At 31.1% G+C, this 15,025-nt stretch carries 14 protein-coding genes; 8 read left to right on the top strand and 6 right to left on the bottom strand.

Features of this window, described 5'->3' with window-relative positions; all coding sequences use genetic code 11:
* The first annotated feature begins 21 nt into the window (after positions 1–21).
* On the top strand, positions 22–492 hold the full coding sequence (locus M4I23_RS04895; RefSeq protein WP_249753649.1) for a nucleoside deaminase: 471 nt from the start codon (positions 22–24) through the stop codon (positions 490–492).
* 102 nt (positions 493–594) lie between these two features.
* Positions 595–1,281 carry a GNAT family N-acetyltransferase gene (locus tag M4I23_RS04900; RefSeq protein ID WP_249753650.1) on the top strand — a complete coding sequence of 229 codons (687 nt, stop codon included), beginning with the start codon at positions 595–597 and terminating at the stop codon, positions 1,279–1,281.
* Between the two features lie 17 nt (positions 1,282–1,298).
* Here the strand turns inward: M4I23_RS04900 and M4I23_RS04905 are convergent, their stop codons facing one another.
* A complete protein-coding gene (locus M4I23_RS04905; RefSeq protein WP_158851867.1) occupies positions 1,299–1,733 on the bottom strand; it encodes a redoxin domain-containing protein in 435 nt (144 codons plus the stop codon).
* Positions 1,734–1,861: 128 nt separating this feature from the next.
* Here M4I23_RS04905 and M4I23_RS04910 point away from each other — a divergent pair, with 128 nt between their 5' ends.
* Positions 1,862–2,866 carry an LLM class flavin-dependent oxidoreductase gene (locus M4I23_RS04910; protein ID WP_249753651.1) on the top strand — a complete coding sequence of 335 codons (1,005 nt, stop codon included), beginning with the start codon at positions 1,862–1,864 and terminating at the stop codon, positions 2,864–2,866.
* 140 nt (positions 2,867–3,006) lie between these two features.
* On the opposite strand, the gene M4I23_RS04915 is transcribed toward M4I23_RS04910, so the two are convergent.
* The 4 genes from M4I23_RS04915 to M4I23_RS04930 all read right to left on the bottom strand — a co-directional run bounded on the left by M4I23_RS04915 (position 3,007) and on the right by M4I23_RS04930 (position 6,191).
* The gene (locus M4I23_RS04915) at positions 3,007–3,573 is read right to left on the bottom strand and encodes a hypothetical protein (protein WP_249753652.1); all 567 of its coding nucleotides are present in this window, start codon (positions 3,571–3,573) and stop codon (positions 3,007–3,009) included.
* Between the two features lie 189 nt (positions 3,574–3,762).
* On the bottom strand, positions 3,763–4,173 hold the full coding sequence (locus M4I23_RS04920) for a response regulator (RefSeq protein WP_158850168.1): 411 nt from the start codon (positions 4,171–4,173) through the stop codon (positions 3,763–3,765).
* A complete protein-coding gene (locus M4I23_RS04925; protein ID WP_249753653.1) occupies positions 4,173–5,363 on the bottom strand; it encodes a PAS domain-containing sensor histidine kinase in 1,191 nt (396 codons plus the stop codon). Before M4I23_RS04925 ends, M4I23_RS04920 begins: the two co-directional genes overlap by 1 nt.
* A gap of 30 nt (positions 5,364–5,393) precedes the next feature.
* Positions 5,394–6,191, bottom strand: a complete 798-nt coding sequence (locus M4I23_RS04930) for an alpha/beta fold hydrolase (RefSeq protein WP_249753654.1) — start codon at positions 6,189–6,191, stop codon at positions 5,394–5,396.
* A gap of 405 nt (positions 6,192–6,596) precedes the next feature.
* Between M4I23_RS04930 and M4I23_RS04935 the strand changes: the two genes are divergently transcribed.
* The 5 genes from M4I23_RS04935 (at position 6,597) to M4I23_RS04955 (ending at position 14,022) form a co-directional block, all read left to right on the top strand.
* Complete coding sequence (locus M4I23_RS04935; RefSeq protein ID WP_249753655.1) at positions 6,597–9,305, top strand: DUF2339 domain-containing protein; 2,709 nt, start codon at positions 6,597–6,599, stop codon at positions 9,303–9,305.
* Positions 9,289–10,524, top strand: a complete 1,236-nt coding sequence (locus tag M4I23_RS04940) for a DUF3999 domain-containing protein (RefSeq protein ID WP_249753656.1) — start codon at positions 9,289–9,291, stop codon at positions 10,522–10,524. The genes M4I23_RS04935 and M4I23_RS04940 overlap by 17 nt, the downstream gene beginning before the upstream one ends.
* Positions 10,525–10,711: 187 nt before the next feature.
* A complete protein-coding gene (locus tag M4I23_RS04945; RefSeq protein ID WP_249753657.1) occupies positions 10,712–11,269 on the top strand; it encodes a dual specificity protein phosphatase family protein in 558 nt (185 codons plus the stop codon).
* 135 nt (positions 11,270–11,404) lie between these two features.
* Entirely contained in the window at positions 11,405–12,271 is an 867-nt protein-coding gene (locus tag M4I23_RS04950) for a phospholipase A (RefSeq protein ID WP_158850157.1), read from the top strand.
* Between the two features lie 431 nt (positions 12,272–12,702).
* Positions 12,703–14,022: an ATP-binding protein gene (locus tag M4I23_RS04955; protein WP_158850155.1), complete on the top strand. Its 1,320-nt coding sequence runs from the start codon at positions 12,703–12,705 to the stop codon at positions 14,020–14,022.
* A gap of 108 nt (positions 14,023–14,130) precedes the next feature.
* On the opposite strand, the gene M4I23_RS04960 is transcribed toward M4I23_RS04955, so the two are convergent.
* Positions 14,131–14,988: an outer membrane beta-barrel protein gene (locus M4I23_RS04960; protein ID WP_158850153.1), complete on the bottom strand. Its 858-nt coding sequence runs from the start codon at positions 14,986–14,988 to the stop codon at positions 14,131–14,133.
* Between the last annotated feature and the right edge of the window lie 37 nt (positions 14,989–15,025).

Consider the following 15,025-nt stretch of genomic DNA (forward strand, 5'->3'; position numbering starts at 1 on the left):
TTCGGGAAAATTAGAAGAACGATGTGCAAAGAAAAATTTATGCAGGAAGCTGTTAACGCAGCTTTAAAAGGAATGAACAACAATGAAGGCGGCCCATTTGGTTGCGTAGTTGTTAAAGACGGAAAAATAGTTGGTCGCGGTAATAACAAAGTAACATCTACCAACGACCCAACAGCACATGCCGAGGTTACAGCTATTAGAGATGCATGTAATAATTTAGGGTCGTTTCAGTTGGATGGTTGTGAAATATATACCTCTTGCGAGCCTTGCCCTATGTGTTTAGGCGCTATTTATTGGGCTAGACCAGATAAGGTTTACTACGGAAGTAACCAAGTAGATGCGGCTAATATTGGTTTTGATGATGAGTTTATCTACAAGGAAATCCCTTTACCATATGAAAAAAGAAGCATCCCGTTCGAGCAACTAGCTCGCGATATCGCTTTAGAACCATTCAATGAATGGATTAAAAAAATGGATAAAACGGAGTATTAATTTGTTCTGTTAAGTTTATAAAAAACAATATTATCGTTTAGTTATAAGTAAGCTTCAATATACGGAGTGCTTTTCAACTTAAACTTAATTTAAGTATTTCTAATGATAAATTTAGAAGATCAATTAAAAAACCCAGTTTGGCATTCATTAAAAGAAACGCATAAAAAGTTTGCTGTCGATTTTAATGGTGTACAATTTTATCACCACGAGGTTTGCCCTTTTGGAGCTTTTTTCGATGAAACAAAAACGGCAGAAGCTTCAAGTGAATATGTGAAAAATTCAGATTCATTCTTTTTTGTTTCAGAAAACCAAACACCAATAATAGACGACAGTAAAGTACTATTAGATAGAAAAATTGATGGCTGTCAAATGGTTTTAAATAAGCTATCTGAAGTTGAAATAACAGAAGACATTGTGCTGTTAGACGAGACCTTTATTGATGAAATTTATGATTTAGTTTGGTTGGTTATGCCTGGTTACTATAAGAAGAGAACATTTGAAATGGGCAATTACTATGGGGTAATTAAGGACGGTAAATTAGTTTCAATAGCCGGACAGCGTATGCAAACGGATCTTTTTATAGAAATTAGTGCTGTGGTTACTCATCCTGATTATACTAGAAAAGGACTGGCAAAACAGTTAATTTCTCACAATACAAAAGAAATTTTAAAAACCAATAAAACACCTATTTTACATACAAACAAAGGAAATTTAGCCATTTCTCTTTATGAAAAATTAGGATTTCAGTTAACTCGAGATATGAATTGGTGGTTGTATCATAAAAAATAGAGAAACCAGCTGTTTTACTACTCACAAAGGCTTTCTAAAGCATAAAACAAGCGATTCTTAGCATTATCCTGAGAGCCAAAAATAGAACGAAACAGTTCGCCATTTTCCGAAATAAGCAACCATTGTGGTGTGCCTTCAGATTTAAATTGATCATAAACCTGATGATGCTTATCTATATAAATTGGAAACGGGTTTTCACCACTAGTAAAAATACTTTTAATTGAAGCTTTTGTACCTTCTCTATTTACAAAATCTGCATGAATGCCTGCTACCTGAATCGATGGGTATTTTAGTTGAAACTCGTAAGCCAAAGGAATGGCTCGACCCGTGCAGCCCAAACAGTCGTTGTTATAAATAATAAGTAATAAAACTTTATTTTTATATGCCATCATTAAGTCTATAGCCGCACCGTCTAAATCTAAAACAGGGATGCTTTTTATTACATTATTCATCTTTAAATTACCCATTAATGTTTTACAAATTTAGGAATTTATTAGTATAAGTTTTTTATTTAATGAAGTACTTTTGTTATACAGAATTTGCCTGATAGAGCACCTACCACAATTGATTATTAGCACTCATGAAAACTCAAAAAATAAAGTATTCCATATTAGACCTTGCTTTAGTTTCAGAAGGTCATACACTTAAACAAACTTATAATGATGCGCTCGAATTAGCGCAAAATGCCGAAGCTTTTGGTTATACACGCTATTGGTTGGCAGAACACCATAATGCACCAAATATAGGGAGTAGTGCCACATCGGTTTTAATTGGTTATGTTGCGCAAGGTACAAACACGCTAAATGTGGGTTCTGGAGGTGTTATGTTACCAAACCATTCGCCATTAATTATTGCCGAGCAATTTGGTACGTTAGCTTCTTTATACCCAAACCGAATTGATTTGGGGTTAGGAAGAGCACCGGGAACAGATAGAGAAACAGCGCAAGCCATACGATCCGATTTTATGGAAGCCGCACATTCTTTTCCTAATGAATTGGAAAAAATACAAACTTATTTTTCTAAAGAGAATGCGAGTTCTAAAGTACGAGCCACAGTAGCAGAAGGGGTAGAGGTGCCTATTTACATTTTAGGTTCTAGTACAGATAGTGCGCATTTAGCGGCTAAAAAAGGATTGCCTTATGCTTTTGCAAGTCATTTTGCGACAACCCATTTATGGGATGCAATCTCTATTTATCGAAAAGAATTTCAACCATCAAAAGATTTAGAAAAACCTTATGTGATGGCTGGAGTTAATATTATAATTGCAGATACCGATGAAGAAGCACAGCGCTTATTCACTTCTTTAATCCGCATGATTGTCGGCATTTTTACAGGGAAACGTGATTTTGTACAACCACCAACAGACATGACACCAGACCTAGAAGAGATTATTCAAAATCCGCAGGTTCACCAAATGCTAAAGTATTCTTTTGTAGGAAGCAAAGCGACGGTAAAAGCTCAAGTTAAAACCTTTATGGAGCAAACCAAAGCAGACGAACTTATTGCTGTTACTAACATTTATGATGTGAAAGATAGAATACGATCTTATGAGTTATTTTCTGAAATCATGAAGGAGTTGAATTAATATCGATTTATATAAACTTATTTGGAATAAATAAGACTTTTAAAGGGTTTGTTTTTGTGTGTTCAGGGGTTTTGCAAAGGGAAATTAGACATAAAAAAAATACAACCACTTTTGGTTTAGCATAAAATAAGCAATTAATTTTATAAGCTGTTATGAAGGGAGTTTTTACTTCGTTTGTCAATTTCTATCGCTCTTTTGTAAAATTCTCTAAATTCGTTTTGATTATATTTTACTCGCATAGCAGATAAAACATCACATAAACCTAAATTGCACCAGTCCCAAAGCATGGTGTCGAAGTTGTATTTATACATTTGTTTTCCAACTTCGCTTCTAATTTTTTTAGTTTCAATTTTGTCTATTCCAACTTCGTTTAGACACTTTTCTATTCTTTTTTCATTATCAGCCGTAAATTCAGTATCGAGATATGGCTCTAAAATCCAATCCCAATTCCAGCTATGATTTATGAGTTTTATTTTATTAATTTCTGAAAATTTCAGCAATTCTGTTTTTTGTTCAGATGAAATGAAAATAATATCGTTATCAACATATATTCTACAAAGTCCGAAATCCGCGGATATAAAATTGATTTTGCTAGCATTAATTATTTTTTCAGGATAAGCAACTGAAGGTTCAAAAGGATATTCGGTTATTGATATCTCATTTTCGCGAATATCGGATTTTCCTATTCCGCAGAGCAAGTTTTTCATTTCATATTCAGTCGCGCTAAAAAAAGCTCCGTTTGAAGTCTTATTTTTTTTGAGTCCGAATATCTTTTTAATTAAATTCACAGTTTTTTTATGTGCAACATAAAGTTAATACCTATTGGCTTTTATTAGAGTTATACTTCTATATTTTTTATATCGATACTTTGTTTCTACTGCACATTCAAGCAGAGATTAAAACTTTTCTAAATTATCAATAATAGCCTTAACTTCTTCCAATTTAATTGGTTTTACAATGTAATCGGAGATTTGATTTATTTTACTAGCTCTCTCAATATCGATTGGATCTATTGAAGAACTTACCATAAAGATATATACCTTTTTTTTAATTTCAGGTTCTAATCTTGTGTATGCGTCTATAAATTGCCAACCATCCATAATTGGCATATTATTATCGACAAAAATAATATCTGGGATATTTTCCTTAGTTGCTGTATTATCAGTAAGGTACTCAATAGCCTTTTCACCATCATAAAAATCAATTACTCTTTCTGCTAATTTATTATGCTTAATAATTCGGGTTAACATAAAGTGATAAATTTTATCATCATCTATAATTCCTATAAGAGGTAGCTTATCTATCATTATATATTTTTCTTTAAAATTATTTTGAAGGTTGTTCCTTTATCTACGTCACTTTCTGCCGTTATAGAACCTCCAATGGCTTCTATTTGAGTTTTAATCATAAACAGCCCAACGCCTTTAGAATCTGGGTGTCTATGAAATGTATTGCTGAGTCCGAAAAGCTTATGTCCATGTTTTTTTAAATCTATTCCTAACCCATTATCCGTAGCCAAAAGTACAACTTCATTCTTATTAATTTCTGAGCTGAAATGAATATTAGGAATACGATTGGGAGACCGATATCTAATAGAATTAGACATTAAGTTTAGCATAATGCTTTCCATATAAAGTTTAGGATATTCAATTTTAGTGACTTTGGAAAAATTGGAAGTCACTACTGCTTTTGAATCTAATGTTTGACCTTCTAAAATTTCTAATGTTTTATCAAAAACGTTATCAAAGGTAATAGGATCATGTACAATATTTGTGTTTCCTTGTATTTTTACGGACTCTATTAACTCATTTAAGGTTTCATTAAGATGACCAATAACTATTTCAATTTTAGAAAAAAGCATGGTTCTATCTTCTTCCTCTGTACTTTCTTTATAGAAATCCTGTAAGGAAACTAGGTTACTAACTGGTGCTCTTAAATTATGAGCAGCTATATGTGTAAAACTTGAAAGTTGACTATTCTTGTTTTCTAGGTGATGGTTGAATTTTTCTAATTGTAATTTTTGCTGTGAAATTAAATCGGAACTACGCCGTAATTCTTCATTTGTCTGTATCAGCTCATCAGATAGATTGTTCGCTTTTCTTTTAGCAATAAGGAGTTCTTGCTCATATTTTTTTCTATGAGAAATATTGAATATGGCAGATTGCGTGTATAAGTGATGGCCGGCTTTATCTTTTACTTCAACTGAATTGATAAGAACAGGGAATTTAGTTCCATCTTTTTTTTTGAAATCGAAATTTATTTCTTCTAGAGTTCCGCTTAGTTTTAAAGTTTGAGAGTAGACAGTTTCATAATATATTTTACTACCCACAGAAAGAAAATCCATAAACTGTTTTTTCTCTATAACTTCTTCACGCTTATAATTAGTGAGTTCCAAAAACCTTTGGTTTGCATCAATAATGGTACCATCTGGCAAAGTGCAAAAATAACCGCTAGGAGAGGTGTTATAAAGTTCTTTATAGTCTATATTAAATTTCATTGAGGGAGAGTTTATTAATTCTATAAGCAGTTATGTTAAAAACTTTTTCATGGCTTTAATAGTCTGGTCGGGAGCGCTAAGATGCGGACAATGACCTATGGCGTCTAAAATTACAAATTGACTATTAGATAGGTTATTATGCACATATTTTCCCACTTCAATTGAAGCAATAACGTCCGATTGACTTTGAAGTATTAACGTTTCGATAGTGACCTTATTAAGATCACTTCGGTTATCGCCTAAGAAAGTAACTTTTGCAAAGTGATTTGCTATTTCTGGATTGTTTTGGCAAAAACTTTGTTCTAACTCTTCGGCTAATTCTGGTCTATCAGGATTTCCCATAATAACGGGAGCCATTGCACTAGACCAACCTAAGTAATTAGAATCTAAGGTTTCCATGAGCTCATCAATATCACTTTGAGTAAAACCACCAAAATAATCCCCATCATTAATATACCTTGGAGATGGGCCAATCATAATTATTTTTTTAAAAATATCAGGGTTTTTTATAACGGCAAGCGTACCTATCATGGCACTCACAGAATGTCCTACAAAAATAAGATCCTTTAAGTCTAGAGCTTTGCATATTTCAATTATATCATTAGCATGGCCTTCGAGTGTACTATATTTGTCATAGTCGTATGCCGCTTCATCAGCCTTTCCAGAACCAACAAGGTCTATAAGTATAATTTTATAATCGTTTTTAAATTCTGGAGTAATAAACCGCCACATGTTCTGGTCGCAGCCATATCCATGAACCAATAACATAGCTTTGCTACCATCACCATGTATTGAAATGTTATTTCTTGCTATTAATTTTTTCAACATAATGTTCTTCTTCGTTTTAATACAACTTAAGGCTTATAAGTTATATTTAAATACGTAATATTTAGTTGTAGGGTTCAACTAATAGCGCATTTTGAATGTAAAATTAATAGTTTAATAATAATTTAGGTCGTTAAAATTGTTATTTGTAACAAATGTTGATTTTAAGCAAGATTTATCTGACATAAATAAAAGTTTTCCAAGACATTTTTTATATTTAAAAACTAGCAGAACGTCTTAATGTAAATGAAATGCTATTTAATTTACACATAGGATATCCGTTAAAAGGCGTCCTAATTCGAAATAATCAGATTGATTTTAGCTTCTTTTATCTACTAAATAAATTATATTAAAGATAAACATTACATTGCAAACTTCTATCTAAGAAACATAACCAATCCAAACCCTATGGAGTATATTCTTTCAGTTCTTATTATCATTTTATTAATCTTTCAGAATTCAAAATATAGCAGAGAGAGCAGTGGATTAAAGAAGGAAATTGAATCTTTAAACGAAAAACTGAACAGCCTTCATTATCTATTAAAAACAGAATTAGTTTCTAGAACTGATAAAAAAGTAACTCCTGATAAAGAAAGCGTTCAGAAAGAAAGTGTTAAGGAAGAAATAATTCCGGAGGTTATAAAAGAAGATGTTTTACCACCTATTGAAGTTCCTCTAACAGAACAATATACTAATGAGGAATCTGTAGAAGAAATATATAAACCAACTTATCCTAGTGTTGTTAAGCTGAATGATAAAGATGTAGGTATTATTAAAAACATATTAGTAACTGCAGAAACTTCGGAAGATTATAAAACATTGATAAAACTTCGAGATAAAATGGTTGAAGTTTTAGGAATTAACAACGTTAAAGAAGAAACAGATATAGAGTTTATAAGGACACTACTAGAGGATTATAAGTATTACACAGATACGAAAAACATAGAAGGCGTTGAAGCAGAAATGCTGCTTAAAACAGTAGATTCTGCAAAAACTATGGCGGCTGCACGTGAAAAAGAGGTGCCGCAAGAACCAACAGTTCCGCTTTGGGAACGCTTTAAACAAAAGAACCCAGATCTAGAAAAATTTATTGGAGAAAACCTGATTAATAAAATTGGTATTCTAATTCTAGTTTTAGGAATTAGTTATTTTGTAAAATATGCCATAGATAAAGACTGGATTAATGAGCCTGCACGTGTAGGTATTGGTATTTTGGCTGGTAGTTTAGTACTATTTATAGCACATAAATTACGTGAAAAATATGCACCATTTAGCTCCGTGCTTGTTGCAGGTGCTATTGCTATATTTTATTTCACCATAGCCATTGCTTTTCACGAATACAAGCTATTTAGTCAAGAAGTAGCCTTTGGTATTATGGTTGTTATTACAGCTTTTAGTTGTTTAATATCTTTATCCTATAATAGAATGGAGCTTGCCATATTATCGCTTATTGGTGGGTTTGCAGTACCATTTATGGTAAGTACGGGTAGCGGAAACTACCTTGTATTATTTACTTATATCGCCATTTTAGATATAGGAATATTAGCTTTAGCTTATTTTAAAAAATGGCAACTCTTACACATTCTCGCTTTTGTATTTACCATTTTGCTGTTTGGAGGTTGGGTAAGTAAAGATGTATTTAGTGCAGAACCACATTACTTAGGCGCGTTAATATTTGGTTTTGTATTTTATTTGATTTTTATGGTGATGACTACCATAAGCAATTTACGATCTAAAGGTACTTTTACTGGAATACAATTAACCATGCTTACTACCAATAATTTTGTTTTCTATAGTATTGGTATGCTTGTTTTAACGGAATATAAACCAGAACTAAGAGGGCTTTTTACAGCGTTTTTAGCCTTGCTAAACATGGGGTACTCGTTATTGTTATTCAAGAAATTTGGTTTAGACAAAAAAGGCATTTATCTACTAATAGGTTTAAGTTTAACCTTTATTACGCTAGCCATTCCTATTCAGTTTTCTGGAAATAATATTACTATTTTTTGGGCTATAGAGGCAGTTATGCTTATGTGGTTAGCTCAAAAATCTCAAATTAAAAGTTATCGTTTTGCGGCTGTAGCTGTACAAATTTTAATGCTTGGAAGTTTATTAATGGATTGGCTTGTTTATACTGAAGATTCGGAATTAACAATAATTCTAAATCCAATTTTTATTGCTGGTATTTTGGTGGTTGCTTCGCTTGTAGCTGTTCACTTTTTATTACGAAAAGACACAGAGAAATTACTGAAATTTGGTTTACAGTTTAATCCTGTGTTTTATAAAAAAATAGCAGGTATTGCCGCCGTAATAGTTGGCTATTTTGTTGGGTTAGTTGAAGTTATTTATCAATCGGATCAATACTTTGAGTTCCTTGGCATGTTATCTGTTTCGTTGCAATACCATTTACTGTTTTCTGCTGTATTCTGCTTTATTTTATATAGAAATAGAACGGTGGTTAAAGATAAAATTATCAATGTATTAGCCGTTTTTAACATCGTGACATTTGCAGTTGGTTTTTATAGAATTGCTATGATGGAATTTGAAGATAATATACTTTACGGAAATAATAGCAGTATTGCTTATTACCTGCACATATTAGCCATAGCTTTCGTTATTTATTTTTGGTATTTAATATACAATAGTAATAAAACGCGTAAGGTGTTTTCAATATTTAACCACAAACTAGCGATATGGATTGCTGTTTTTTTATTAGTGCTTTTAGCGAGTACTGAAGTAATCTTACAAGGTATTTACCTTATGGACTTTTCGTCTACAGAAGAAACTTTTGCTGCTAATTATCGTTTAATTTCCACAGGGCAATATAAAATAATAAAAACCGGCCTTCCTGTTTTATGGGGGATTTTATCTTTTGTATTACTACTTTGGGGTATAAAAAAACAATTGAAATCCTTAAGAATTATTGCTCTAACGCTTTTAGGAATTACTATTGTAAAACTATTTGCATACGACATTAGCAATGTTTCTGAAACAGGAAAAATTATTGCATTTATATTATTAGGAATCCTTATTTTAATTATTTCGTTTATATACCAAAAAATAAAAGTTTTGGTAATTGATGAAGAGAAAACTACTGAGAATGAAGACATCGATTAAACTATTTATAATGCTTTTTGCTGTTATGGCTTTTGGCCAAAAGCACACCGTAGAAGGCGAAATACATGCTGTAAAAGAGGCTGGATTACATCGTATTCCTGTACCTCATAATTTACGATCTTATGCAACAAGAAATTTACGTGACATAAGAATTTGGGATACTAAAGGTAATCAAGTACCTTATTTTATTCAGCCTGCGATGTCTTATAAAAGCACAAAGGTTTCAGATTTCACAGAATTTCCTGTTATTTCAAGTGCTAGAATAACCGATTCAATTGCCACTTATATATTTCAAAACCCTGATAAAACTATTAAACAAGCCGTATTTTTAATTGCAAATTATCAAGGCACTAAAAGTTATCGATTAGAAGGTAGTAACGATCAAAATCAATGGTTTGGAATTGTTAACAACGGGAAACTAGATCAATTAAGCCATCCAAAGGAAACAAGTGTTTACAAGGTTATTAATTTTCCTTTATGTGCTTATAAATATCTTAAGGTTGTTTTTAATGATAAACAATCATTACCTATAAATCTTTTAAAAATAGGAAAAGCAACAGCTGAGACGGTTACTATTATGCCTATCGCTATGGATAAAATCCCTGTAAAAGCAATAGCCTTTTCCGAAGAAAACAAGAAAACAGAAATTCATATCAATTTTGATAGGTTAGAAGTTATTAATGAAATTAGAATTGATATTGCTGGTCCTGAACTTTATAGTCGAAATGCCACCTTGTACGCTATTCGAGAACGCGAAGTTAAGCGCAATATAGAATCTTACAAGCAAGTGCTAACGACTTTTTCTATACGTTCGGATAAAGATCTTGTTTTTGATATTTCGACTATTACAGAAAAGGAGTTGTATTTAGAAATAGAAAATAAAGACAATCCTAAATTACAAATTAATAGCATCCAGTTTATGCAAGAACCTTTGTATTTGGTTGCGGCTTTAAATGCACAAAACACATATAAAGTTACCGCAGGAAACACGGCATTAAATGTTCCTGATTATGATATTTCTGAAGTTACCAATACTTTGAAGAGTAATTTGCCCATAGCAGAAATAAGTTCGGTAACTTATGTTCAAGCTAAAACAAAAGAAAAAGCTGAGATTTCATTTTGGCAACAACCTTGGTTTATGTGGTGTTGCATTGGTCTTGCTGCGCTAATAATTTCGTATTATGCTTTCAACTTAATAAAAGATTTGAATAAGAAATAGAAAGATATACCCTTTATTTTATACATTTTTTCTTTTGAATATCTATTTAAAGTAAAAATTTTTAATGAAATGGTTTAGATTACATTACGAAGTCTGCGGTGTGTTAAAACTAAGATAAATGATTTATAAATTTATTTTTTAAAAAGGTTTAGCTTTATTTTTGATTGCTTATTCGAAAAATAACAAGATGAAAAAATTATTATTAGCGATGGTGTTTTTTATTAGTGTTGTAAACTTTAATTATGCCCAAGAAGAAACTTTGAAAAAGATAGAATCTAAACATTTTAAAAACCTATATGAAATCAATGATGTTTTGTATAGGTCGGAGCAACCAAGTAAAAAAGGCTTCAAAGAAATGGAATTAATGGGAGTGAAGACTATTCTTAATTTAAGGCGGCTTAGAAATAACACAAAAAAAGCTAAGGACTTCAATTTTATATTAGTACACCATCCTATTAAAACAAAAATCTTAAATGAAGATGATATTTTAAACGCTTTAAGGGTAATTCAAAATTCTGTAAAACCGGTTTTAGTGCATTGCTGGCATGGTTCTGATAGAACGGGAACAATAATAGCAGCTTATAGAATGGTTATTGATAATTGGTCTAAAGAGTTAGCTATTGAAGAGTTCCAGAAGGATAAATTAGGTTATCATTATAAAATGTATCCTAATTTATTAGTATTGTTAAAAAATTTAGATGTTCAAAAAATGAGAAACGAATTGGAACAAATTAGTCATCTTTAACTAGCTACTTAATTTTTATAAATTAACGCATTCTTGTAGTTTCTATACTGATTAATATTATTAATTTTGAAAAATAAATCTAGCTAATTAGCTAGTTGTTTTATAACCTCCCAATAGTAAATTTTTACTAATAACATGTATAAATACAAGCCTTCTATTTCCATCTCGTTAATACTTATATTAAACGTAATGTGTCTGTTTTGTAATCGAGTAAATGGCCAAGGTTTAACTCGTGAAGCCGTTCGGGATACCATGAAACAACTGCCTGGTTTTAGTATTCATAAAGATAATTATTTTATTATTGGTGTGCCGACTAATATGGATATAAACAGTAATACGGCCAATGTAAAATATCAGGTTAGTTTTAAACAAATGATAAGCCGAAATACTTTGCCTTGGGATACTTACATTTTTTTTAGTTATAGTCAAAAGTCATTTTGGGATGTTTTTAAAGAATCTTATCCTTTTAAGGAAATTAATTTTAATCCTACAATTGGTTTTGGGCGAGCATTTTTTGATAAGAACGATAGGCTTAAAGGTATTGGTACGCTAGAATTTGAGCATGAATCTAACGGTAGAGATAGTATTTTTTCTAGAAGTTGGAACAGAGTTAGTCTTAAATATAGTACAGCTATTGGTCCTAAAACGATATTGAGTTTAAAAGGCTGGATACCTTATGGATACAAGAGTGGTAACCCTGAGTTGATAGATTATGTAGGTTTAGGAGAATTAACCCTATCTCATGATTTTTACAACGATAAGTTTAGCCTTGAAATGGCTTTAAAGAAAGGATTACAGTGGAATATGAAAGGCATGCTACGTACTCGATTATATTATCATCCTTTTAAAGGTAAATCTAACCAATATTTAATGTTGGAATGGTATTTAGGGCAAGCAGAAAGCCTTATTAATTACGAAGATTTTAACTCTATGGTTCGTTTTGGTTATGTTATTAAAACAGATGAACTCAATATTTTAAAAAGAGGGAATAAAAAAAGATAATGATTTAAAATTAGTAGTTTTTTTTATTCATAAATTAAAATAATACGGTTTTGCTTTAACGAATCTGCCGAAATGGTAGTAGATAACTATGGTACTATCTATATTGCAGATTACGTAAATAATAGTGTTAGAGTTCAGAAATAATAAGATAGCATTAGGAAATAAATAAATAGGTAATCTATTCTAAAGGATTATATATAACCTGTGAAGTTCGCTTCGCAGGTTTTTTTATATCTTCAAACCTGAATGAAAGTTGCTTTGTTATCTTTAAGTATTTAGGTGAAAGCATAGAAAAAGATAAAATTATTGTTATAATAAATATAGTTAACACTCTTACAAATAATTTTTTTTAACCTTAATTTTTGTAAGAAGAATGTAAGTAGTATATTTCGGAAAGGAACCGCGTTTCATTTTAAATCTCTAAAAGTCAAATGGAAAAACAACACATAGATAATGTAAATAAACTTTCAGAAAATGATTTTAAACAGTTGGAGAAAGATAAAATCATTGAACGACAACTACGCTTTCAGAGTTTATTAATTAGTATTTCTACAACATATATTAATTCTGACCTATCAGATATTGATAAACTTATTAGAGAATCCTTAAAGCAAATTGGGGAATTTGTAGAATCTGATAGAAGTTATATTTTTTCTTACGATTTTGGAAACAACACCACATCTAACACCTATGAATGGTGTACAGAAGGGATAGAACCCGAAATAGATCACTTACAAAACATACCTTTAGATTATGTTACACAATGGCTAGATGCACACAAAAAAGGAGAAGCTTTTTATGTGGAAGATGTTAGTTTGCTGCCAGAGGATGGTGAGTTTGGTTTACGTGCCATTTTAGAGCCTCAAGGCATTAAAAGCTTGATCACCATACCTAAAATAAAAAACAACGAATTAATAGGGTTTATTGGTTTCGATTCGGTTAAAAAAATAAATAAATATAACGATAATGAAAAAGAAATTCTTTTTGTTTTTGCAAACATGCTGGTAAACGTTATTCAAAGGAAAGAGAATGAAGAGCGAATAAAAGTTCAGGAAAAGAAGAAAGAAGAATTATTAAAAGATTTATCTCTTCAAAATCAGGAATTAAATGAATATGCTCATGTTGTATCTCATGATCTAAAAGCACCGCTAATAAATATTCACACCTTGATAGGTTGGTTTATGGACGACCATAAGGAAACTTTGGGTGAAGCGGCCTTGAATCCTTTGAATCAAGTATTGTTTAATGTCGAAAAAATGGATTTTTTGATAAAAGGAATTTTCGATTATTCAACTATAGATAAATCAGAATCGCAAGACTCATTAGTTAATTTTAATTTAATTATCGACGAGATTTTACAAACCATTTTAATTCCAGATAGCATAAACATTAGAGTTCAAAAAAACTTACCAAGTTTATATGGGAATACATGGAGATTTAAGCAAGTTTTTCAAAATTTAATCCAAAATGCGATAAATTATAATGATAAAGAAAAAGGCATAATTGAAGTTGGATTTATTGAAAACGACGAGTTTTTTGAGTTTTTTGTAAAAGATAATGGTGTTGGAATTAAATCGGATTATTTTGAAAGAATATTTAAAGTCTTTACAAAATTAGAAAGCACAGGTTCTTCTTCGGGAATTGGTCTTTCTATTGTTAAAAAAATCATTATGTTTTATAAGGGTTCCGTTTGGTTAGAAAGCGAAGAGGGGGTTGGTACTACGTTTTATTTTACGCTCTTAAAAAAATAAAAAAAGAAGTGGCTTATTAATTTAATTCCACTATTTTAAAAACAAAAACCTATCAAAACATTAGTTTTGATAGGTTTTATTATTTAACCAGTATTGGCTTTTATAAAATTATTGTTTTTTACTAGAACCTTTAAATTTATAAATAATACCAAAATTAATTCCGAATGAAGAATATGGCACTTTTACAGCTAATTCTTTTGATGTATCTGTATTAGTATTAGAAAGATTATCAACGTAAGTTGTAATTTTATCAGTTCCTTCTGGCAAGTTATCTAAGGTGTAAGTTGCTACAAGAGTACCATCTCCCGTAAAAATATCGGAATTAAACTCTGTAATTTCAGAATCTTTACGTTTTAAACTAATTCCGTAATATTCAGCTTCAACAAAAAGGCTAAAGTTTGTATCCAATTCAAACTCATACCCAAGAGCAGCAACAACTCCTAAAGGAAAATGACCATGATAATCCTCTACATAATTAGTTTCAGAATAAGAACCTGACGGTAGACCATTTTCAGCACGTTCCGCGTCTGTAAAAGTAGCTTTTCTATACACAACAGCTTCTGTTTTACCACCTAATTTACCTAAAGCACCTAAACGTGCATAAGTGTTTTTGTTAAATTTATAAACTAAAGATAAGGCGGCTCCATAAGCTCGAGCTCTTGCAACAGCATCAATTTCGGTACCTGGAACATTTACTTTGGATACTGTTTGATCAGAACCGTGCAGATATCCAAGACTTAAATCTAAACCAAAAGTATCGTTGAAGAAATAAGTTCCTCTTAATTGTGCATTTAAACCTTCACCATAACTGCCATACGAGTTTTCTGTTTCACTTAAAGAAACGGTTTCTCCTAATTTCATTCCGGCACTACCTATAGCATAGCCACCACTAGCCGAAATTTGGAATTGCCCATAAGACATTGCGCTTATTAAAAAGGCTGTAAATACTATGATTGAATGTTTCATAATGTATAATTTAGATTAAAAAATTCACAAAAAATGA

This window comes from Algibacter sp. L4_22 (assembly GCF_023473045.1).
Taxonomy (GTDB): Bacteria; Bacteroidota; Bacteroidia; order Flavobacteriales; family Flavobacteriaceae; genus Algibacter.